A 21,573-nucleotide genomic window follows, 5' to 3' on the forward strand; every position below is an offset into this window, starting at 1 on the left:
AATTTTTTATTTATTACTCTATCAGCCATTGTTCATCAGTAAAACCTTTGCGGTAAGCCTTGCCGTGTACATCAATCACAGCGTGCCATTCTTGGCAGGTTTCTAAGGGAATTTTAGCCACTAAGGGCATACACTCTTCGCGGAGAGCTTTATAGGTTTGTGCAGAAGAGAGATTCAGGCGGTTCAAAAGTCGTATAGCGTACTGGTCGGCTATGAACACTTTTCGCTCAAAAATGTACAACAACATTGCATCGGCAGTTTCTTCGCCTACACCTTTGATAGAGAGCAGTTCCTTGCGAAGCTCCTCAGTAGTAGCGTTTTCAAACACTGTTAAAGAAGCCCCGTGCGACACATACCATTCTATAAGGGCTTTGATGTAAGTGCTTTTCTGCTTGTAGAAGCCTGCCGGACGTATATATTCCTGCAAAGTGTTCAGTTCCATAGCGTGTAAAGCCTCTACTGATAAGTTACCCTCTAAGTTAGCAAGGGCTTTTTCGGTATTCTGTTGGGTGGTTTGCTGAATGAGAATCATCGAAATCCAGTCGGTAATGCGATTGGGGTCATTCCACCAATGTTGCTTGCCGTAATGGGCTAATAATTTATTAAAAACTTTGATTTTTTGAGGCATAAAATAATTTGCCGATTTACCGATTTGTCGATTTGCTGATTTGTGATGAGGCAAAAGTACAAAACAATTGACAATTGGCAATTGATAATTAGCAAATTATTATTATCTTTGTACCTAAAAAAAACATATTATGGAATTGCAAGTAGGAAAGAGCTATCGGGTAAAAAATGATATTTTCAGCTTTAAAGCGGGTGAAGTTTGGTCGTTAGTAGATGAGGGATACCAAGCGTACTTCGGCGAACACAATTTTGTATTCGTTAATGCCGAGAAAAATTGTCACTTTATGGTATTACGAAATACTTCCGATGAAGATATGGAAATAGGATGCCATTTGGATAGGTATTTTGAGGAAATTGAAGAGTAGAATATCAGTAATTGTCAATTATGAAATTATCACTATCTTTGCACCCTTTAAAAAAAGTACACAAAAAGATGAAGAAAAGATTTTTGATAGCAGCGTTATTCACGCTATTTTTAGGAGGTATTGCCACAGCACAGTCTCAAGAGCAACCCTCAACCCTTGCCGAGCTACAAGCCGAAAAAGAAAGATTGGAAGCAAAACTTGCTAAAGTCCTCGAAGACAAAGAAAATGCAAAAAATTCTTTAACAGGCAAATACGCGGATGTAGCGTTTGCTTTTAATAGGCATATCAGCAAAAAGCAAAAAAAGTTTGCTAAGACTCTCGAACGAGGTGCCAAACGCCAAGAAAAACAAATCAAAAAGAAATTGAAAAAACTCAACAAACGCATTGAGGAAATTAGCAAATTAGAGAAGTAACAAATAAAAAAACCTCCCCACTTGTAACAAGCAGGGAGGTTTAATTTTACATTTCTAATGAATAGGTTACTATTAGCTTAATCTCCACTTATACGTATTTTCTCTATTTCTGCTTGCTCTAATAGTTTTATTATAGGAAAAAGTTCAGGAAGTGAAAGCGTTTTAAGGTCTTCAACAAAGTTTGTAAGTGTTTTCCCCATAAAAATAATATCTGTAAGGTAATAATCCTTGATTTTATAGAGCTCTCTGCATCTACCTTGTTTTATAGCGTCCTGAGAAAACATCAATTGATGTAGTTTTTCATCAATTGACACATATTCTTTCTCCTTTCCTTGCTTAAAAATAACAATATCCAATGGCATAATAGAAAATAGTATAAATAGTTTTTGAGACTACAAAGGTACAAAACAATTGATAATTGATAAAACCTTCCTCATAAGTAAGGTTTTCTAGCAATGAGGGCAAAACGATTCCGCTAATTTGTCAAAAGTTTGTGCAGTTGAGCGTTGAACGAGGGCTGTTCGGTTGCCAAAATACTGAAAAATTCATCGTCGAAAGCCTCGACCTTAGCGACAGCTTGCGCGATGAGTTCGGCACCTTGAGCGGTGATAGCAACTACTTTGGCGCGGGTGTCGGTCTTGTGTTCTTCCCTTGTAATGAGGTCTTTGCTCTGCAAAGTACGCACCACTTGCGAGATGGTCATTGGGTCTATCTTGGTGAAATTTGCCAAAGATACTTGCGTGATTTCCTTTCCTTGTTGGGCAAACCACTGAGCACTCGCCAAGAGTACAAATTGGGGATGTGTGAGGTCGAAAGGTTGCAACACTTTTTTGATTCCGCGTTGCCATAACATACTTACCTGCCAAAGTAAAAGCCCTGAGCTTTCTTCGGCTCTTAAACTAAAAATTGAGTGCTGAGAGGTCATTGTGTAACATTTTAGAGGCTATAAGTTTAAAATCGTTCTCGGATATTTCCAAAATACCAAAGCGAAAAGGATATCCCCACGCCTTTTTGTTAGGGATAAAGTCCAATAGCTCGATAAGGTCGGCTATGGGCGTTTCTTCGCAGTCTACAAAAATAATATTTCTCCTAAACGGACAGAAATTTTCACTCATCTGAAAGGCATAGACTTCCTCGTCTTTCACTTTGCCAATAGCTGTGAAGGCTTGGCATTTGTCTTCCTTTCCAAAATAGCGTTTGGAAGAGTAATAGAGAATACCGTCTCCCTCCTGCATACGTTTCAAAGGCTGTGCCTTGCCGTGGCAAGCTTGGGCAAATCCTCCCGCAACGCCCATTTGTACGTGGTCTTTGCTCGCCACGATAATCCAATATTTGATAGGTCTGTTTTTCATTTATAAATGGAATAAAAACCGTGTGACACACTGCCACACGGCGATTTTTATCAATTGCAAAATTAGTTTAATTCTTTGATTTTCGCAACCAATCGAGCGGCGTGATCTTTGGCTCTTTGTTGTAAGATTGTAAGTGCTTCTTTGGGCATTACCTCTGGAATGTACTTCATTCCATAAGAGATTACAGGCTCTTGGAATAGCAGTTTGCAGTGATTGGCAGTTTGGCGGTGAATATTGAGAAAATCGGTAAACGGATAGTTCTGTGCGCCACCGTGTTGGTAAGCCTCTTCAGGTGCTCCGGTGGTAAAAGAAAGGATGAGTTTCTTGCCCATCAGCTTGTTGTCGCCATAAGCAAAGCCGTGTGAAAACACGTTGTCTAACCATTTTTTCAGCAAGGCAGGAAGCGAATACCAATTCACAGGGAATTGCCATACAATTACATCTGCTTTTACAAGTTTAGCTTGTTCGGCAGTTACATCAATTTGATAGTTAGGGTAGAGAGCTTGCAAGTTACTTACTTCAGCCTCAGGGAGCAAGCGTTTTACTTCTTCTAAAATAGCCTTATTGGCGTTAGACGTCTCCATAGTAGGATGCCCGTTGATAATTAAAATTTTCATATAAAATTTAAATTTACTTCTTTATTCGGGTGCAAAAGTAATATGTTTTTATATAATAAGCAAACTTACTATATATTATTTTATAAATATTTTTTTAAGGTGTAGGTATTACTATGAGTTAGGGATATAAAAACTCCCCGCCGGTAGATTTCTCTACAAGTGGGGAGGTTTTTATTTATCGTTAATACCTTACTCAGGTGCGGAATAGGTTACGATATCAATACCGATGCCGTTGGGGTCTATAATGGCAAAATGGCGATCGCCCCAAGGTTCTTCGCGTAAGTCTATGGCAATGGGTACGCCCTGCTCTTTTAACTTGTGGTAATACTCGTCTACATTCTCTACTTCAATGGTGAGGTATACGCCCTGTTGGGTAAAAGGTTTTTGGAAGAGAGGCTGTTGAGAAGGGTGGTTAGGTAATAAAAAACTGATTTCTGCTTCGTGATTAGGAGTGTGCAACAGCAAATAAAAGTCGTTTTCAAAAGTAACACCAAATTGCAATACTTGGGTGTAGAAAGCCTTGCTCTCGGCTAATTTCTCGGTGATAATACCTGCGTTTAATTTCATTCTGATAATGTATTTGTTATTTGGGGGCAAAAGTACTGCAAGCACAGGGAATACGATTGTAAAAAACGGACATTCTTCAGCCTAACACCTTACTCGGGGTATCGCCATAGAATGTTTTAAACGATTTGATAAAGTGGGCTTGGTCGTAATAAGTGTCTAAAAAGGAATGGTTGTGGTAGGATTTTGTGCTTAGTATATGCTGAAAACGCACAATGTTGCTAAAAGTCTTAGGACTATCGCCTATGTAGTAGTCGAAAAGGCGGCGCAACTGTCGGGTACTTATACCGGTATCTAACTGACTGATGTGCATCGTGCCTTTGCTCTGTAATATCTGCAAAAGTGCCGAGAAAAAGCGCTTGTCTATCTGCAAAGAGCGTTGTGATAGGTGACGGAGAAAATAGTTGTCCAAGCGTTGTGCTATGGTAGCTAACGAAAGGGGAGCTTCCAACTGCTGAGTGATAAAAATAGCTAGTGAGGGTACTACCTCGCGTAAGGGGATTTCTTGAGCGCTGATTTCAAAAGCATCCTGACCAAAAAGCAGCGGAAAGGCACTGGGCAGAAAGCGCACTCCTACATAGTGGAAAGCCCCCGTTATAGGAAACTCTATGTATGTATTGCAATAACCCATAACGGAACTCATCTGCGGGGCGTTGCAGTCAAAAAATAGGTCTATACAACCATCGGCAACTACTCGGTAAAAGAAAGGTGTGTTACGCAGAGGAGATTTCAGTTCCCAATAGCAATAGATAAACGGACGCAAAGCCTCACACGGAAGAAACTCGGTATAGGTAACCTCTTTTTCTTCCGCAGGTATAACCGATTGCATAGGGTGATAATAGGGGTGAAGTGATAACACGTTGTTTGCTATTGATGAAGTGCAAAAATAGGAATAATTTGCTAATTTGTTAGATTTGCTAAAATTTTTGCTTGCTATCTTACTTGAAAAGTTCTAAAGCGATATGTGCACAAGCCTCGGCATCGGCTAAGGCGTGGTGATGTTGCTTTAAATCAAACCCAAAATAAGCGGATACAGTGTCTAACTTATGATTAGCAAGCTGAGGGAGGAGTTTGCGCGCTTTTCGGTAGGTGCAAAAGAAAGGATTAGTGTGTTGTGGGAGTTCATAATAAGCTAATACAGCCCTCAAACAGCCTTCATCAAAAGTACTATTATGAGCTACAAGGGGTAAATCTTTTATTTTTGGCAATATGTCTGTCCATACTTCAGGAAAAAGTGGTGCTTTTTCGGTGTCTTTCTGCGAAAGACCGTGTATTTGGGTATTGAAATAACTATAAAAGTTTGGTGCAGGTTTAATCAGTTGGTAATAAGTGTCAATAATCTCATTATTTTCTACAAAAACAAGTCCGATACTGCATACGCTACTGCGGTATTGATTAGCGGTTTCAAAGTCTAAGGCTGCGAAAGTGTTCATTTTATTCAGGTAACAAGTAAAGTCAGTGTTATATTGAACTCACGTTATTTAAGTTGTTTTTTCATCCATTGACTTACCTCGGTGGCGGGGATATCTTCTTGGTTAGAGAAAACGTGGTCGGCTTTTGGGATGATTACTAATTCGGCGTTTTTGTAGAAATACAGAAGATATTCACTATACGAGTAAGGTACGGCTCTATCACCTGTTCCGTGAATGATTTTTACCTTTCCTTTGTAATGTTTAGCGGCTTCAAAAGGCTTTATGCGTTGCCCTGAAAGAATATAGTCCTTGCCTACGGTAATTTTGCCTGAGAAGAGGCTCACCTTATCGGGGACATTTAGGGGGTCGAAGGTAGTGCCAAAAAAAGACCCTTGTAACATATTATCGTGAATGATAACCGCTGGAGCCAGCATTGCCACTGCCTTGATTTTACTCTTGCCGAGTTCTGAACTAAGCAGTATTGAGATCAGCCCTCCTTGTGAATGGCCATAGATGCCTATTTTACTCACAAAAGGCAGTTGTTCAACATACTGAACAATACGGCGTGCATCTTCTAATTCGTTATCGAGGCTCATTTTTTCGAAGTCGCCATCGCTTTTCCCGTGTCCGTTGAAGTCGAAGCGCACAGAAGCAATGCCTTCTTTGGCAAGGGTTTCGGCTATAGTAATGTTTATTTTCTCGTTGATATTTCCAGTAAAACCGTGAAACATAATCACCACGGGGATTTTCTTTTGGTTGAAATTGTCGGGAGTAGTAAGCACCCCTCGGAGTTTGCCTACGGCTCCTTGTATTTCTATGGGTTCTGTTTTAGCATTGACTACTATAGATGTCATAAGGAATAATGAAATTAGTATTCTTTTCATCTTTCTATTTGTAAATTTAGGAGACAAAGATACAACAAATTAGCTAATTGACTAATTAGTTGTCATTTATTATTGATCTCTATCAAAAGATTTTATCAAGAGTAAAAGTATATATACCCTTATTCGCAGTAGCAACTTCTTTACGCATTCTCTCAGCAAGAACAGCTGTTGACATAGGGCGGTAACGTTTGAAGAGTCCTATTTTGTTGAGGAGAACAATCATTTTGAGTCCAAATTGCTCTCCTTTTCTATCCGACCCTTTGCGCACTAATACTGAGGGTTGGAAAATGAGCAAGCACGAGAAACCAAGCGCTTTCACAGCGTCTTCCAACTGTCCTTTCATACGGTTGTAGAACATTTTAGATTGCGTTGTAGCTCCTGCAGCCGAGACGAGTACAAAAGTAGGTACTCCATTGGCTTTACACTGCTGGGCAAAGGCATACTGATAGTCGTAATCCACACGCCATTGGGCTTCCTTACTGCCGGCAATGGCTAAGGTAGTACCCAAACAAGAGAAAGCTACATCGCCGTGCAACAAATCTGACCACGCCTCAGGGGTATCAAAATCAACCACGTGAGCGTGTAGCTTGGGGTGACTGATACTCATAGGCTTACGCACAAAACTATGTATTTCGCTAAAAGCCTCATCTTCTAACAGCTTAGCTAATAAATCTTTTCCGGTAGCGCCCGTAGCGCCAATAATAAGTCCTTTCATAATAATTAATTTATTAGTGCAAAGATACAAAAAAAATACTTATCAATTATGATTAAAAAGTATTTTTTACTATTTTTGTCGCCTCATAATTAATGAACTATGGTGCAATACTTCCCTTACTTATTACTTTTGATGGTGGCTATTATGCTGCTGATTATGCTGGCTAACCGACTTAAAGTAGCGTACCCTATTCTCTTGGTTTTAGGAGGTTTAGCGATAAGTCTTATCCCTAATATGCCAGCTATTACACTCAACCCCGATTTGGTACTCATCATTTTCTTGCCCCCTCTTTTATATGCTGATGTTTTTTCGCTATCGCTAAAAGAGATGTGGAAATGGCGACGCATTATCTTTAGTTTTGCCTTTATTGTAGTTTTTATCACAGCTGCTGCCGTGGCGTGGGTAGCTAATATGGTATTCCCTGGGTTTTCATTGGCGTTAGGTTTTCTTTTGGGGGGAGTAATAGGCTCTACCGATGCGGTGAGTGCTTCAACGATTATGAAGTTTGTAAAGGTGCCCAAACGCATTTCAACCATCATAGAGAGTGAGAGTTTGCTCAACGATGCCTCTTCACTAATAGTATTTAGGTTTGCAGCTTTGGTGGTTACTACCGGTCAGCTGGTGTGGACGGATATGGTGCTAAATTTCCTTTGGGTAGTTATTGGCGGGGCGCTTATAGGTTTGGCAGTAGCGTGGGTGATGCGCAAGCTGCACAGATTTCTTCCCACTGATGCTAATATGGATATTATCCTTACCCTTATTGCTCCTTATATAATATATATTGTAGCTAACGAGGTAGGGGCGTCCGGAGTGTTGGCAGTAGTGGCTGGGGGTATGTATATGTCGCTCCACCTTACTAGCATTTTTCCTGCCTCCACACGCAACAAAGGGGTGGCGGTATGGGATATTTTAGGTTTTGTACTGAATGGTTTGGCTTTTATGTTGATAGGTCTTGATTTGCCTGAGGTGCTGAAAGGTATAGAAGCTGAAGGAATGAGTCTTACTACTGCTACAAGTTATGGACTGCTCATCACAGGGGTAGTGGTAGGAGTACGGCTACTATCATCTTATGGGGCGCTTGTAACAACTCAAATAATGAAACGCTTTATCACCGTTGCCGATAGGCGAAACCCTGGTACTCGGGTGCCTTTGGTAATGGGCTGGGCGGGGATGCGTGGGGTGCTTTCACTTGCCGTAGCGCTTTCTATCCCTCTTACCTTAGAGAATGGCGAGCCTTTCCCGCATCGCAACCTCATTCTCTACATTACTTTTATAGTGATATTGGTAACTCTACTCGTGCAAGGGCTTAGCTTGCCAGCACTTATCCGTTGGGCTAAATTCCCTGATTATGAAGACCATATTCCTGAAGCTGAAGCCGAGAGTTTTATACGCAAAACCTTAGCACAAGCGGCTTTGGATTATATGCAAGAGCATTACAAAGAAGGAATAACTGATAGTTTTTTGTTACAGAATCAAAAAGATATATGGCAATACCAACTCGATATGCCAAAGTGCAATACCACGCCCGAAGTGCGAAAGAAATACATCGCTATTTTGCATCATCAGCGGGAGATATTGCACCAACTGAACAAAAATCCACGTATTGATGAGGAACAAATACGCAATTTCCACCGACAATTGAACTTAGAGGAAGAAAAATGGGAAGTGTGGGAGGTTTAAGTAATTATAAACACAGTAATACTTCCTATTACTAACGGCTTATTATCGGGTTTATTCTTTCAAACTCTTCAATACTTATAGGCTCGGTGCAGCGAATAAGATAGATATAGGTTTCGTAGCGAAATATCTTCAGGGTTGTTTCTTCATAACAAAAGATGTTATACGAAAAGTCGTATAGGTCGTATTTGTACTGCGAAAAACCTTTGCGCTTAGTGAGTTCGTACACCAACTGGAAAAGATAATACACGGTTTCTTGCGAAGACCCAAAAGAGGCTTGTTCATAGATAAAGGTACGACCGCCTTGCTTGAATTTTCGCAAAATATGGTCTTTACCAAAAGGAAGCCAGTGCTCTTCGCGTTTGCGAAATAGTACACTAAAGAGGATAATGCCGACTATTAATATAAAAACTGCCATACTTTTACAACGTTTAATTTCACGCTGCAAAGATACGGCAGTGATGAGGGTGTTTGCATTGAAGTAGTTCAATAAATGCGAGCCACGTAAGCAATTTGCTAATTAGCAAATTTGCTAATTCTTTTTCTAATCTTGCTTACAAACTCGTGGGTTACCCCCAGATAAGCTGCTATTTGTATGTTCGTAAGGCGGTGAGCTATATGCGGATATTGGCTCAGGAAGTCGTGGTAACGCTCTTCGGCGGTTTTGCTAAGGGCATCAATCATACGGCGCTGTAGAGCAATATGCGTGCGGAGGGTCATCAGTCTAAAAAGTCGCTCGGTAATAGAGATATGCTCAAAAGCATAGCGTTTGTCTTCGGGAGTGATGATGAGTAGTTCGCTATCTTCTAAGGCTTGGATATAGAGCCGAGAGGGTGTTTGGTGCATAAAGCTATCAAAATCGGTTACCCACCAGTCTTCAGCGCCAAAGAAAAGCACTTGCTCATTGCCATTGCGGTCGATATGGTAAGTGCGCAAAAGTCCTTTGGTGATAAAAGCCTCAAACTTACAAGTTTCTCCTTCTCGCAAAAGATATTCTTTCTTTTTAAGAGTACGCTCACTAAAAAGCGCACAAAGGGCTTCTATTTGCTCGGTTTCTCCAAAAATGTATTTAGCAAAGTATTGTTGTAAAGTCATAAAAATTGATTAATAGAATTAAATGACGCAAAGATACCAAAATTGTGTGTGATGTTATTATTTTACCATATAGAAATTGTCTTTTACTCTTAGCAGTTGCTACTCTTATTCCCCACTTGCCCGAAGAAGAGTTGGTTACCAATTTTTCCCGAAGACCCTTCTGTTAGGCAGATGTTTTTTATTTTTGCCATAGTTTACTTAGAGGTTAGGTTTAAAGAATTAGATTAGTGGTACAAAGGTAAGGACAAATTTTCAATTGATAATTAACCATTGACAATTAACCGTTTGAAATAGTGATTGCATTCCAGTGGTATTTGCTATAACTTCGCTTAGTGTTCGGTGTAGAGCCACTGTAGAGCCACTGTAGACCCACTGAAGACCCACTGAAGACCCACTGAAGACCCACTGAAGATTCGGTGTAGCTTCGGTGTAGGTAGTAATAAAAAGGACACGAGCGTTTTGTTCGCATCAGCTTGTGGAGAGATTCTTTGCTAATTGAATAGCTTCTGAATATTCTTATACGAATCCTTCACCAACTCTCGTACCTCTGCCTCGTCTTTCCAACACGCTTTTTCTATATCTTCTTCGGTTTGAGGTACTAATTTCTTCTTAAAAGTAGTAGTCATATCATACCAATAGGTCTCTTTCAAAAAATATTGTCCATCGCGTTTGAATATGTGATAAGTAATCATTCGGAAGCGTTGAATAAGCAGTTTTTTAACACCTGTTTCTTCCTCTACCTCACGCAAAGCACAAGTAGCGATATTTTCGCCCTTTTCTTTCTTCCCTTTGGGCAAATCCCACTTGCCGTGACGCTTAATCATCAACACTTTTCCATCCCGATTATACACAATACCACCCCCTGCTTTTATGGTAGGAATAAGTTGCTTAAATTTCTTCATAAGTTTCTCTTCCTTAGGGTGATATAAGTATATTTTTTCTACCTCTTTTCGCTTGAGTTCCTCCAAGATAACATCAAGAGTAATGTCTTTTATTGAAAAACATTTGACGTTTTCAATATTTTCTCGTACATTTGTCAAAATAATCGACTTTTCGTCTAAAAATATTTCATACATAACCTATGATTTTAGATAGTATTACGGCACAAAATACCGCTGAATTTTTATTGCAAATTAACGCAATTAAATTGAATTCTGAAAATTATTTTACTTGGGCGAGCGGTTGGAAGTCACCAATTTATTGCGATAACCGTATAATCCTCTCATTCCCAGAGGTTCGTTCGTACTTTGCAAGCGTATTGGCAAGAGGCGTAAAAGAGAAATTTCCTGAAGTACAAGTCATTGCAGGGGTAGCTACGGGAGCTATTGGTATCGGTATGTTGGTAGCTAATGCACTCCAATTGCCTTTCGTGTATGTACGCCCTGAACCTAAAAAACACGGCAGACAAAATCAAATTGAAGGTTTTTTGCGCCCTGAACAAAAGGTAGTAGTGGTAGAAGACCTGATAAGTACCGGAATGAGTAGCCTTAATGCGGTAAAAGCCCTGCGCGATAGTGGTGCTGAGGTGTTGGGAATGATAGCCCTTTTCTCTTACAATTTTGATGTAGCCAATAAGCGTTTTACCGAGGAAAAAGTACCGCTTTACACTGCCGGCGATTACAACAGTCTATTAGAAAAAGCCTTGCTTTTTGGTCGTATCAAAAAAGAAGATTTAGAGATGCTCCAGCAATGGCGCAAAAGTCCGGATACTTGGAAACAGTAAAATATTCATAGTAATTTTATGAAATATCTAACAATTATATGGTTGTTTTTTAGTGTAGGAGTCTTTGCACAAAAACAAGTACGTGGTAGAGTGATGCGTGATACAATACCTTTGTCAGGAGCGCACGTGATGAATCTTTATACTAATGCTGTTACTACTACTGATGCTAATGGTTATTTTACACTGAAAGCAAGTGAACGTAATACTTTACAAATTACTTTTGTAGGAATGCAAACTGTTTATCGCACTCTTACAAAAGCTGATTTTGGTTTCGGAGGAGTTTTAATACAGATGAAAGAACAGGTCAATCAGCTTGATGAAGTTGAAGTATCAAAATATCAAGGGGTTTCTGCTCAAAGGTTAGGGATTTTACAGCATACTCCTGTAGAGCGTACTTTTGCTGAAAAACGTTTGTATAGTGCTACTCATAGTGCAGGAGGAAATTTATTAAGCATTGATTTACTCATTAATACTATAAGTGGACGAAAGAAGCTCTTAAAGAAAATTGTAGCCAATGAACAGAACTTAGCTGTCGCTAGCTATATACGTGAAAATATGAAAGTCTTTCTACAAAAAGAACTCAAACTAAACGAAGAGGAAATAGACGTTTTAGCCTATTATGTAATGGAGAGAGCCGAGTTCCACGATCTTGTAAGGAAGAAGGAAAATAAGCAAATGGAGTTTATGCTTATAGAAGCGTGGGGTGAGTATCAAAGATTAGCAAAAGCAGAAAAATAAAGAATAAAAAAGATGTATCAAACTCTCTTTGATACATCTTTTTTATTGTAATTACGATACAACTTCTGAGGATTTATCTTCTTCCTCCTCAATAATATCGTGTGGGTCTTTAAATTTGCGCTTACCAAAGATATTTTCAAGATCTTCACGGAAGATTACTTCACGTTCTAAGAGCAAGTTAGCCAAAGTAGTAAGCTTATCCTTATTCTCGGTGAGAATATCAATAGCACGCTGATATTGTTCTTCTATAATTTTAGAAATCTCTTCATCTATTAGGTGTGCTGTTTTCTCACTATAAGGTTTGGTAAAACTATAATCGGCCTGGGCTGAATCGTAATAAGTAAGGTTACCTATCTTGTCATTAAGCCCATAAATGGTTACCATTGCACGCGCTTGTTTGGTTACCTTCTCAAGGTCGCTGAGAGCACCTGTAGAAATCTTATCGAATATCACTTTTTCTGCAGCTCTACCGCCAAGGGCAGCGCACATCTCATCGAGTATCTGTTCAGTACGCACTATTTGGCGTTCTTCTGGCAAATACCAAGCTGCGCCTAACGACTGTCCGCGAGGCACGATAGTTACTTTTACAAGTGGTGCGGCGTGTTCTAAGAGCCAACTTACAGTAGCGTGACCTGCTTCGTGGAAGGCTATTGTCTTGCGTTCTTCGGGAGTAAGGATTTTAGTTTTCTTCTCCAAACCACCTACAATTCTATCCACTGCATCAAGGAATTCTTGTTTGCTTACCGCTGTTTTCCCTTTACGTGCTGCAATAAGAGCAGCTTCATTACATACATTAGCAATATCAGCGCCAGAGAATCCTGGGGTTTGTTTTGCCAAGAAGTCTATATCTAATGTTTCTGCTGTTTTGATAGGTCGCAAATGTACTTCAAATATCTGTTTGCGCTCATTTAAGTTAGGAAGCTCTACATAAATCTGACGGTCGAAACGTCCTGCCCGCATTAGTGCTTTATCGAGGATATCAGCGCGGTTAGTAGCTGCCAATACGATAACATTAGTATGTGAACCAAAACCGTCCATCTCGGTAAGGAGTTGATTGAGAGTATTCTCACGCTCATCATTAGCTCCCGTCATTACATTTTTACCACGAGCACGACCTATAGCATCAATTTCATCGATAAAGATAATACAAGGAGACTTTTCTTTAGCTTGTTTGAAAAGGTCGCGCACACGAGAGGCACCTACTCCTACGAACATCTCTACAAAGTCAGAACCAGAGAGTGAGAAAAAAGGTACTTGAGCTTCACCTGCTACAGCTTTCGCAAGAAGAGTTTTACCTGTACCAGGAGGACCTACTAATAGGGCTCCACGCGGTATTTTACCTCCTAATGAAGTGTATTTATCGGGGTTTTTGAGGAAGTCTACAATCTCTTGTACTTCTTCTTTTGCTCCCTCTAAGCCTGCTACATCTTGAAAAGTTACACGCGTTTCTTTCTTTTCATCGAATACGCGCGCTTTAGATTTGCCAATGCTGAAGATACCACCAGCTCCTCCGCCTCCTGCCATACGGCGCATTATGTAAATCCACAAGCCTATGATGACTATAAAAGGCAAAATAGAGAACAGCAAATCGCCGAAGATGTTTTGCTCGGTTTTGTTCTCACGAGTAGTGCTGAGGTTGTTATCTTTTACAATTTGGTCGAATCGATTTTCGAAGTTACTCAAATCGCCTAATTCAAAACGGTATTGAGGTACATCACCTGCGTTAGCGCCCTGCATAAACGTATTTCCCGTAGGTTTTACCTCTTTGTGCTCTTCTTTTTTAAGAGCATCGGGGGTGAGATATACATTAGCCTCTTTATGGTTTAAGATGATGATTTTAGACACATCGCCATTGCTAAGGTATTCCTCAAATTTAGATTGCGGAATCTCTTTGGGTTGTGACCAAAAACTGGCTCCTGAATAATAATTAAAACCTATAAGTATCAGCAGTAATATGGCATATAACCAATAGGCTGAAAAACGAGACCCGTTGCTTTTATTGTCCGACATATTTTTAATAGTTAGTTTCTAAGTTGATAATTTTAGCGTCTCCCCAAAGTCCTTCGAGGTCGTAATGCTCACGTATTTTTGTTTGGAAGATATGCACCACTACATCCACATAATCGATGAGTACCCACTCGGCATTAGCTTCACCTTCTACGTGCCAGGGGTGTTGATGACCTTCGGCTTGACTCACTACCTTTTGAATAGCACCAGAGATAGCCGACACTTGGGTATTAGAAGACCCATTGCACAAAATAAAATAATCGCACACGGTATTCTCTACCTCGCGCAAATCCATAATGGTAATATCGGTTCCTTTTACTTTTTCTATACCAGCTATAATATTACTAATAAGCTGATTTGATGATATTTCCTTATTCAATGTTCTTTATTTTTACAGTTTAAACTTGTTGTATCTCTCTTGAAAGCGCGCAAAGATAAAACATTCCTTTTAGAAAAGCAAAAACATTGCCATTATTCTTCTGTCAGTTAGTTTCAGACATTTTGTCACGTAGTTAAAAATGTGGAGGTGCGAGCCGCACGAGCAGGTGTAATTAGCAAATTAGTAAATTTGATAATTAGCAAATAAGAAATGAAGGATGAAAAGTTTTTAGAGAAGGGGAATAAGATTGAAAATCAAAGACTATTTGAAGCTAAGACGAAGGAAAGACGAAGGAAAGACGAACGATGAACGAAGAAAGAACGAACAATGAACGAACAATGAACGAAGAATGAACGAAGAATGAACGAAGAATGAACGAAGAATGAACGAAGAATGAACGAAGAATGAACGAAGAATGAACGAAGAATGAACGAAGAAATGACGAAGGTGAGGCGAAGTTATCTAAACGATACGATATTAGGCAAGCGTTGAGAAAAGCTGTGTAGCCTGAAATCGTCGTTGGTAACGCCTGTAAATTTGAAGATATTGTTACCTGTACCTGGGATATTAGGATAATACCCAAAGGAGAATTGTATGGCTCCAAAGGGAAAATAGTCGTTGGATATATAAAAACCTATGGAAACCTTAGAGTATACTTCTGTTTTTAGAAAGGCAGTGTTTTCCCTACCTATAAAACCTATATCGGCTGAGAGAAACGGACTAAACCTAAAGCCTATCAGCTGAAAAGGGGCATATACTTGCGTTTGTGAGGTGAGTATAAGCTTGCGTGTGCCGTATACTTCACGACTACTGAAGCCTAAAATACCATTAGATTCGTTTAAGTTGATTCTGTCTCGCTGGTATACATTTCGGTTAAAACCTACTACAAATGAGGAGCGCAAGAACTGACGAAAATGCCAATCGCCTATGTCGAACAATTTACTGAAATAGGTGCCTTCACCTTTTAGCACAGTTTCTTTGTTCGTGCCGTCCTTAAAGAATGTGCCTACCTCAAAATTGATAGAATGATAACCACGCTTTGTATAGTTTGCCTCAGCAAAGCCTATACCGAGATAGGGCAAAGTAGCGTAGTTCTTTCGCAGTATCCCTGAGGTGAGAAACAAAGAGTGCCCTATGCCTACGTCCTCGATATCGCCGTTGCGAAATATATAGCGGTCTTTTATAAAACCTGTACTATTGAGACTGAATTGGGTGAGATATAGGTTCTCGTTGCCGTAATATTGTTCGGGGTCTATCTCGGGAGAAGGTTTCTCGTAATAATTTATATTGCGAAAACGCCCAGCTATGATAAAGTTATTGATGCGCTTATTTTCTACTTTTCTGAGGGGCTTTACCCAACTACCAAAAGCATCGAAGGTGCGTGTCATTAGGATAGGAATATAGATAGAGTCGCGATAACTAATACCTTCGTCTTCATATCGGTATTCGTAGTACCCTAAGCGCCCCGACCAACGTGCCAAAGGTGAATACAGCGGTCGCTCTACCTGTATGCTCTTTGAAAAATAGTTCTCGTAATCAGAATAATAACCGGTTCGCACATTGATGTAAGTGTTTTTGATGTTTCTCACCACATAGTTAAAACCTTTGCCATTGTTTCCGATTCCTGAAAAGTATTGTTGATAGGTGAGCGAGAGTTCGTGTCCTATCCCAAAGAGATTTTGCTCGGTAAGTCGTGTCCAGCCTCTACTTCCTGCCAAGTCGCCGTCGACGTATATAGACCAGCTATCGAGCACATTCACTTGCACATCTACTGAATCGGAGGTTTGACTCACAGGGATAGCACGCACTTGTGCCCTACGGATATACCGCTGATTGCGCAATACGCGCTCGGTTTCACTCAGCAAAAGGGTATCTAAGGGCTTGTCCTTTTTAAACAGAAGAAACTTACGTACCGTGCTTTCGCGGGTTTTCACGTGAAGTGCATTGCCAAAACGCTCCAAACGAGTGTTAGGTACTTTGCTTAAATCTTTCTCGTCAAACCCAAAAGGGTCTAAGGTAGTAATAACGATATTTCTAATGATTTTCCCTTGATAAGAAGGGGCTTTTATATGGGTAACCGTAGTAGTAACAGTAGCTGTGGGGGTGAGTGTTCTACCGGTTGCTTTTTCCTCAATTACAATAAGATTGTTGAGATTTTTAGTGAGCTTATATTTGCTAAAGAAGTTTTTGATTCTCTCATAAAATACTCTGTTTTTAGCTTCTCTTTCAGGTGAAATGCCTTCTAATAGCGAGTCTTTTACCTTTAAAGTATCTATTTCTTGAGAAAGAAGATAATTCATTCCCAAGAGAAAGAGTGCTATAAGAGTAAAGGTTTTTCTCATTTCCTTTTTTGCTGAAAGAACTGTTTTAACAAGGCTGTAGCTTCCTGGCTTAAAATGCCGGTAACTACTTCGGTTTTTGGGTGCAGTTTGCCCCCCATTACACTGTAGCCTCTATGGGTATCGGGGGCAGCATAGACCAAACGCGATAACTGACTCCAATACAAAGCACCTGCACACATTGCACAAGGCTCTAACGTGAGGTACATAGTGCAACCTGTGAGGTATTTACCTCCCAAATAGTGAGCTGCCATAGTAATGGCTTGCATTTCGGCGTGTGCTGTCACATCGTTGAGGCGTTCGGTAAGGTTATGGGCTTTAGCGATAATTCTGTTATCAATGGTGATAATGGCTCCTACGGGAATCTCGTCTTCCTCGAAAGCTAATTGTGCTTCTTCTAAAGCCTTTTGCATAAAGTATTCGTCAGTATTCATTGAAATAAAAATTACTTTGGCAAAGTACAAAAACTTTGCCAAAGTAATGTTAAAAATACGGTTATAAGGTAATTATTTATTACCGCCAAAGAGGTTGCCAATACCTCCCATAATATCATCCATTACATTTCCGTCTTTGTTTTTGTCGAAGAAAGAGTTCATCATTTCACTGATGTTACCTCCTTTACCTGAGAAAAAGTTGGATATCATTGGGGTTAAGTTTTGGAAAATCTTGCTTACATTATCCAATGAAACACCTGTTTTCTCACTGATAGCTTTTAAGGTAGACGATTGCCCGTCGCCTGTGAGTTTGTTTAAAATCTCACTACCTTCGGCTTTGCCGAGCATCGATTTGAGTGAATCCATTACCGAGCTTACTTTATCACTGCCGATACCTGTTTTCTCGCTCAATCCTTTTACGAGTTGTTGAAGGTTATCACCTCCTAAAAAATCTAACATTCCTGCCATATAATAATTATTTAAATAAGGTTATAATTTGTGAGGCTAACTCAAAACCTATGCGGTTCTGAGCTTCGTTAGTAGCTGCCCCTATGTGTGGGGTAAGCGATACCTGAGGGTGCATTAACACTTGTATAGCGGGGTTGGGTTCGTTTTCGAATACATCTAAACCTGCAAAAGCTACTTTGCCACTATCTAAGGCTTCTATAAGTGCTACTTCATTTAAAGCACCTCCACGTGCTAAATTGATGACTCCTACACCATCTTTCATCAAGGCAAACTCTTTTGCATCGAGTATATAACCTCCTTCTGCTGGGCTGTTGTTGAGAGTGATAAAATCAGCTTTTGCCAGTAGGTGTTCTTTTTCTACGGTTTTGATAGTGAAAGGCAAGGTTTGTCCGTCGAAAAAGTCGAGGGTTATTACTGCCTCAGTTACTTTGGGGTCGTAAGCCATTACCTTCATACCTAAACCGATAGCAATGCGAGCTACCGCTTGTCCGCTACGCCCGAACCCTATAATACCTATGGTTTTACCGCGCAATTCGGCGCCATTGTTATAGTTTTTTTTAAGTTCGTTAAACTGAGTGTCGCCTTCCAAAGGCATATTGCGGTTGGCATCGTGTAGAAAGCGTACGCCACTGAAAAGGTGAGCAAAAACGAGCTCGGCTACCGAATTAGCCGAAGAGGCTGGGGTATTAATCACGTGTAGGTTTTTGCTTTTGGCGTATGCCACATCTATATTGTCCATTCCTACGCCTCCTCTACCGATGAGTTTGAGTGACGGACAGCTATCGATGATATCTTTTCGCACTTGTGTGGCTGAACGCACTAAGAGCACATCGATTGCGTGTTTGTTTATATAGTCTATCAATTGGTTTTGAGCTACCTTAGTAGTGATAACTTCAAAACCTTCTTTTTCTAACGCTTCTTTTCCTGAATCGGAAATTCCATCGTTTGCAAGTATCTTTATCGCCATTATATTAATTTAATTAGTAAATTAGTGAATTAGCAAATCGCCAATTTCAATTATACCCTTCTCTGTACAACCTCAAAGATGCGTTCGCCATCGCATTTTAGGGTTTTGGAAGGGAACTTGAGAATGAGGGCATAGTCGTGAGTTGCCATCAGTATGGTTCGTCCCGAGGCGTTGATTTCTTTGAGAACTTGCATTACTTCTACACTGGTCTCGGGGTCTAAGTTACCTGTGGGTTCATCGGCTAAGATGAGTTCGGGGTTGTTGAGCAAGGCACGTGCGATAGCTATGCGTTGTTGTTCGCCTCCTGATAGCTCGTGAGGGAACTTAAAACCTGTATTCTGCATTTTTACTTTTGCAAGTACCTCTTCTATGCGTTGTTGTATTTTTGCTTTATCAGTCCATCCGGTAGCTTTCAGCACAAAAGCGAGATTATCGTGCACGCTTCTATCGGTAAGCAGTTTGAAATCTTGGAATACAACTCCCAGTTTACGGCGGAGCAGAGGGATTTCATCTTCGGTGAGTTTATTTAGGTTGAAACCTACGACTTTTCCTTTTCCTTTGGTAAGGGGTAAATCGCCGTAGAGCAACTTGATTAAGCTACTCTTTCCTGACCCTGTTTTGCCGATAAGGTACACTAATTCACCTTTTCCAATGGTGAGATTTACATTGGAGAGAATGAGGGTATTCTTTTGATATACTGATACTTCTTTTAAATCTAATACTGGTTCTTCCATTGATATAAGTTCAGTAAGGCAACTATTTACCTTACAAAATTCCTGCAAAGGTAGAAAAAATATTTGGATGATGGAAATTTTTTCGAGAAAAAGTGAAAAAAGGAGGTTATATAGAAAATAGCCGTAGCACAGTAGGCGGTCGTAACACGATGACAGGGAAATGAGAAAATGAGAGAATGAGAAAATTAGAAAATGAGAGAATGAGAAAATTAGAAAATGAGGAGATGAGTTTATTTGAAATTCTTGGAGAGATAAATAAGTTAATTTTACAGATTGTAGAGGGTTAAAATGTGTTAAATATTATAGTTTGTGTTATTGAAAAAAATACAATGATTTGACTTAAACTTTGAGTTTTCAGCAATGTTTGGACAAAATGATTAAGAAAAAAATGTTAAAATGAAGGATTTACCCTATTTTTCAGCAAAGTTTGAAAGAGGGACAAAATGTTAAAATTTACTTTTACCTATTGACTTTTAAAGAAATACATTATACTTTTGGGGCAAAAATAAAATTAAATAAACTATGAGAAAAAGAACTTTCAAATTTGGAATGTTGGCATTGATAGCCCTTGCGCTTACTTATTGCCAACGTGAAGATGCCCCTGAGGCACCACAACAAGACCCTGTTCCTGCCGTAGTAGACCCACAAGCGGTAGTGAGCTTAGACGAAGCCAAGAGCCTTTTTGAGGCTTCGGAAAACCAGAAACGCACTGCCAACAGTGTAAGCCGTAGGAAGTACCCGTTTATTGAATTAGAAACCGATTGGCGGTATTTTGAGCAAATGAAAGACTTTGAGGAAATGCCTTATGCCAAAGTGCCTGTGAGGATCTCTAAAACAGAACTCAATGGAGAAGTACTCTTCCTTAAAAAAGATGGGAAGACTAAGCAATATCTTTTTCTTACTCAGATAGATAGTATTATGGCAGATCGTCGTATTATAAATGCTGATTTTTATTTGCTTGATACTAAAGGGGTCTTTCTTTCGGCCTACCGAATGACAGATGGAGTTATTACTCATAAAATAGTACCCAAACGCAAAGGAAGTTATCGAATTATAGATAATAACGAGTCCTCAGCAACCGCAGAAAAGCCTATATGTAGAAGTTGTCCTCTTATTATTGCTCCTCTGCCTTTTTCCATAGATGATGAAGGAGATGACCCAAAGGAAAGAGGCGAAGGTGGGGGTGGAGGAAAAGACTACTTTGTGTTAGAGCCTGTTACTGTTTATGGTAGATTTCCTAGAAAAAGTAGAAATAATTCTGACTTTCCTCATTATACGTATTATGATTATTCACCATATGGTTATGGCGACTTTTATGATGATAGAGATAGAGAAGATAGGAGAATAGCTCTTGAAGAGCTAAGAGATAGAAGAAGAGCCATAGGTGGCGGAGGTAGCAGTAGTAATGTAGGAGCAGGTATGGCAAAAGAGGAAGAGAAAAAAGAAGAGAAAAAGCAAGACAAAAGAGAAGATACTATAAAAGACTCTCTTACCAACCCGTGTGCAAAAGCTCTTTTAGCACAAGCTCCTAATTTAAATAATGATATAGCGAGATTGATGCGGAATACTTTTGGGACAAGTGATAAGTTTAATATTACTGTAAGTAATAAATACTTAATAGGAGCGACAGGAAGCTATAATGGACAGAAAAATGGAGATGTTATAAATTGTAATATCTTTTTGGATAATAATATGCTGAAAACAGCTACTCAGGAATATATTTTAGTAACCCTTTATCACGAGGTTTTACATGCTTTTTTTGATGTAGAAAGAAATCGGTTGGGAGAAGAAGGGTTTAAACAGAAATACCCTTCTATTAGAGAAACATACCTTTCCATAGGAAATGGAGATCAAGAAAGAAGGTATCTATTAATGAATGATCACAGTAATTTCAATTCTTTTATAGAAACTTTAGCTCAAAGTATTCTTTCTTTTAATCGTAGTTTTCCTCTTGAAAAAGCACGTGCTTTGGCAAAAGAAGGTATTGTAGAAAGTTATACTATTCCTTCAAGTGAAAAAGAATATATAAATGAACAAAAAACTATTGGAGGTTGCAAATAAGT

At 39.6% G+C, this 21,573-nt stretch carries 26 protein-coding genes; 6 read left to right on the forward strand and 20 right to left on the reverse strand.

Annotation, left to right across the window (positions count from 1 at the left end; translation table 11 throughout):
• Positions 1 to 13 precede the first annotated feature (13 nt).
• Complete coding sequence (locus HW279_RS07720) at positions 14 to 628, reverse strand: endonuclease III domain-containing protein (RefSeq protein WP_178958549.1); 615 nt, start codon at positions 626 to 628, stop codon at positions 14 to 16.
• Positions 629 to 758: 130 nt separating this feature from the next.
• Here HW279_RS07720 and HW279_RS07725 point away from each other — a divergent pair, with 130 nt between their 5' ends.
• Positions 759 to 992: a phosphohydrolase gene (locus tag HW279_RS07725; RefSeq protein ID WP_095898835.1), complete on the forward strand. Its 234-nt coding sequence runs from the start codon at positions 759 to 761 to the stop codon at positions 990 to 992.
• A 68-nt stretch (positions 993 to 1,060) separates the two neighbouring features.
• Positions 1,061 to 1,405 (forward strand): hypothetical protein, encoded by a 345-nt coding sequence (locus HW279_RS07730; RefSeq protein WP_178958550.1) that lies wholly within the window; start codon positions 1,061 to 1,063, stop codon positions 1,403 to 1,405.
• A gap of 77 nt (positions 1,406 to 1,482) precedes the next feature.
• Here HW279_RS07730 and HW279_RS07735 read toward each other — a convergent pair whose 3' ends face one another.
• From HW279_RS07735 to HW279_RS07775, 9 genes are all read right to left on the reverse strand, one after another.
• Positions 1,483 to 1,767 (reverse strand): hypothetical protein, encoded by a 285-nt coding sequence (locus HW279_RS07735; RefSeq protein WP_178958551.1) that lies wholly within the window; start codon positions 1,765 to 1,767, stop codon positions 1,483 to 1,485.
• Positions 1,768 to 1,880: 113 nt separating this feature from the next.
• Positions 1,881 to 2,330: a MarR family winged helix-turn-helix transcriptional regulator gene (locus tag HW279_RS07740; protein WP_178958552.1), complete on the reverse strand. Its 450-nt coding sequence runs from the start codon at positions 2,328 to 2,330 to the stop codon at positions 1,881 to 1,883.
• A complete protein-coding gene (locus HW279_RS07745; protein WP_178958553.1) occupies positions 2,305 to 2,757 on the reverse strand; it encodes an EVE domain-containing protein in 453 nt (150 codons plus the stop codon). The genes HW279_RS07740 and HW279_RS07745 overlap by 26 nt, the downstream gene beginning before the upstream one ends.
• A 62-nt stretch (positions 2,758 to 2,819) precedes the next feature.
• Entirely contained in the window at positions 2,820 to 3,374 is a 555-nt protein-coding gene (locus HW279_RS07750; RefSeq protein ID WP_178958554.1) for an NAD(P)H-dependent oxidoreductase, read from the reverse strand.
• A gap of 189 nt (positions 3,375 to 3,563) precedes the next feature.
• Positions 3,564 to 3,941, reverse strand: coding sequence for a VOC family protein (locus HW279_RS07755; protein WP_178958555.1), 378 nt, complete (start codon positions 3,939 to 3,941; stop codon positions 3,564 to 3,566).
• A gap of 76 nt (positions 3,942 to 4,017) precedes the next feature.
• Complete coding sequence (locus HW279_RS07760; RefSeq protein ID WP_178958556.1) at positions 4,018 to 4,767, reverse strand: helix-turn-helix domain-containing protein; 750 nt, start codon at positions 4,765 to 4,767, stop codon at positions 4,018 to 4,020.
• Positions 4,768 to 4,876: 109 nt separating this feature from the next.
• Entirely contained in the window at positions 4,877 to 5,371 is a 495-nt protein-coding gene (locus HW279_RS07765; protein ID WP_009419385.1) for a 3'-5' exonuclease, read from the reverse strand.
• A gap of 44 nt (positions 5,372 to 5,415) precedes the next feature.
• Positions 5,416 to 6,234, reverse strand: a complete 819-nt coding sequence (locus HW279_RS07770) for an alpha/beta hydrolase (protein ID WP_178958557.1) — start codon at positions 6,232 to 6,234, stop codon at positions 5,416 to 5,418.
• An 82-nt stretch (positions 6,235 to 6,316) separates the two neighbouring features.
• A complete protein-coding gene (locus HW279_RS07775) occupies positions 6,317 to 6,949 on the reverse strand; it encodes an NAD(P)H-binding protein (protein ID WP_178958558.1) in 633 nt (210 codons plus the stop codon).
• 99 nt (positions 6,950 to 7,048) lie between these two features.
• Here HW279_RS07775 and HW279_RS07780 point away from each other — a divergent pair, with 99 nt between their 5' ends.
• On the forward strand, positions 7,049 to 8,629 hold the full coding sequence (locus HW279_RS07780) for a Na+/H+ antiporter (protein ID WP_178958559.1): 1,581 nt from the start codon (positions 7,049 to 7,051) through the stop codon (positions 8,627 to 8,629).
• A gap of 31 nt (positions 8,630 to 8,660) precedes the next feature.
• Here HW279_RS07780 and HW279_RS07785 read toward each other — a convergent pair whose 3' ends face one another.
• The 3 genes from HW279_RS07785 to HW279_RS07795 all read right to left on the reverse strand — a co-directional run bounded on the left by HW279_RS07785 (position 8,661) and on the right by HW279_RS07795 (position 10,797).
• Positions 8,661 to 9,044: a hypothetical protein gene (locus HW279_RS07785; protein WP_178958560.1), complete on the reverse strand. Its 384-nt coding sequence runs from the start codon at positions 9,042 to 9,044 to the stop codon at positions 8,661 to 8,663.
• 98 nt (positions 9,045 to 9,142) lie between these two features.
• Positions 9,143 to 9,721 (reverse strand): Crp/Fnr family transcriptional regulator, encoded by a 579-nt coding sequence (locus HW279_RS07790; RefSeq protein WP_178958561.1) that lies wholly within the window; start codon positions 9,719 to 9,721, stop codon positions 9,143 to 9,145.
• A 491-nt stretch (positions 9,722 to 10,212) separates the two neighbouring features.
• On the reverse strand, positions 10,213 to 10,797 hold the full coding sequence (locus HW279_RS07795; protein WP_178958562.1) for an NUDIX hydrolase: 585 nt from the start codon (positions 10,795 to 10,797) through the stop codon (positions 10,213 to 10,215).
• 5 nt (positions 10,798 to 10,802) lie between these two features.
• Here HW279_RS07795 and pyrE point away from each other — a divergent pair, with 5 nt between their 5' ends.
• Both pyrE and HW279_RS07805 read left to right on the forward strand, forming a co-directional pair.
• Positions 10,803 to 11,444 carry an orotate phosphoribosyltransferase gene (pyrE, locus tag HW279_RS07800; protein ID WP_178958563.1) on the forward strand — a complete coding sequence of 214 codons (642 nt, stop codon included), beginning with the start codon at positions 10,803 to 10,805 and terminating at the stop codon, positions 11,442 to 11,444.
• A gap of 18 nt (positions 11,445 to 11,462) precedes the next feature.
• Positions 11,463 to 12,182: a carboxypeptidase-like regulatory domain-containing protein gene (locus HW279_RS07805; RefSeq protein ID WP_178958564.1), complete on the forward strand. Its 720-nt coding sequence runs from the start codon at positions 11,463 to 11,465 to the stop codon at positions 12,180 to 12,182.
• Between the two features lie 51 nt (positions 12,183 to 12,233).
• Here the strand turns inward: HW279_RS07805 and ftsH are convergent, their stop codons facing one another.
• The 7 genes from ftsH to HW279_RS07840 form a co-directional block, all read right to left on the reverse strand.
• A complete protein-coding gene (gene ftsH, locus HW279_RS07810; protein WP_048745353.1) occupies positions 12,234 to 14,192 on the reverse strand; it encodes an ATP-dependent zinc metalloprotease FtsH in 1,959 nt (652 codons plus the stop codon).
• 4 nt (positions 14,193 to 14,196) lie between these two features.
• The gene (gene rsfS / locus HW279_RS07815) at positions 14,197 to 14,568 is read right to left on the reverse strand and encodes a ribosome silencing factor (protein ID WP_002671325.1); all 372 of its coding nucleotides are present in this window, start codon (positions 14,566 to 14,568) and stop codon (positions 14,197 to 14,199) included.
• 458 nt (positions 14,569 to 15,026) lie between these two features.
• Positions 15,027 to 16,910 carry a hypothetical protein gene (locus tag HW279_RS07820; RefSeq protein WP_178958565.1) on the reverse strand — a complete coding sequence of 628 codons (1,884 nt, stop codon included), beginning with the start codon at positions 16,908 to 16,910 and terminating at the stop codon, positions 15,027 to 15,029.
• Entirely contained in the window at positions 16,907 to 17,341 is a 435-nt protein-coding gene (locus HW279_RS07825; RefSeq protein WP_034554431.1) for a nucleoside deaminase, read from the reverse strand. Before HW279_RS07825 ends, HW279_RS07820 begins: the two co-directional genes overlap by 4 nt.
• A gap of 72 nt (positions 17,342 to 17,413) precedes the next feature.
• On the reverse strand, positions 17,414 to 17,809 hold the full coding sequence (locus HW279_RS07830) for a DUF937 domain-containing protein (protein ID WP_009409989.1): 396 nt from the start codon (positions 17,807 to 17,809) through the stop codon (positions 17,414 to 17,416).
• 7 nt (positions 17,810 to 17,816) lie between these two features.
• The gene (locus tag HW279_RS07835; RefSeq protein ID WP_178958566.1) at positions 17,817 to 18,776 is read right to left on the reverse strand and encodes a D-2-hydroxyacid dehydrogenase; all 960 of its coding nucleotides are present in this window, start codon (positions 18,774 to 18,776) and stop codon (positions 17,817 to 17,819) included.
• Between the two features lie 50 nt (positions 18,777 to 18,826).
• Positions 18,827 to 19,510: a cell division ATP-binding protein FtsE gene (locus HW279_RS07840; protein WP_009419397.1), complete on the reverse strand. Its 684-nt coding sequence runs from the start codon at positions 19,508 to 19,510 to the stop codon at positions 18,827 to 18,829.
• 522 nt (positions 19,511 to 20,032) lie between these two features.
• Here HW279_RS07840 and HW279_RS07845 point away from each other — a divergent pair.
• Complete coding sequence (locus HW279_RS07845) at positions 20,033 to 21,571, forward strand: hypothetical protein (protein WP_178958567.1); 1,539 nt, start codon at positions 20,033 to 20,035, stop codon at positions 21,569 to 21,571.
• The last annotated feature ends 2 nt before the right edge of the window (positions 21,572 to 21,573 follow it).

Origin of the sequence: Capnocytophaga sp. oral taxon 903 (genome assembly GCF_013394785.1) — a bacterium.
Taxonomy (GTDB): domain Bacteria; phylum Bacteroidota; class Bacteroidia; order Flavobacteriales; family Flavobacteriaceae; genus Capnocytophaga; species Capnocytophaga ochracea.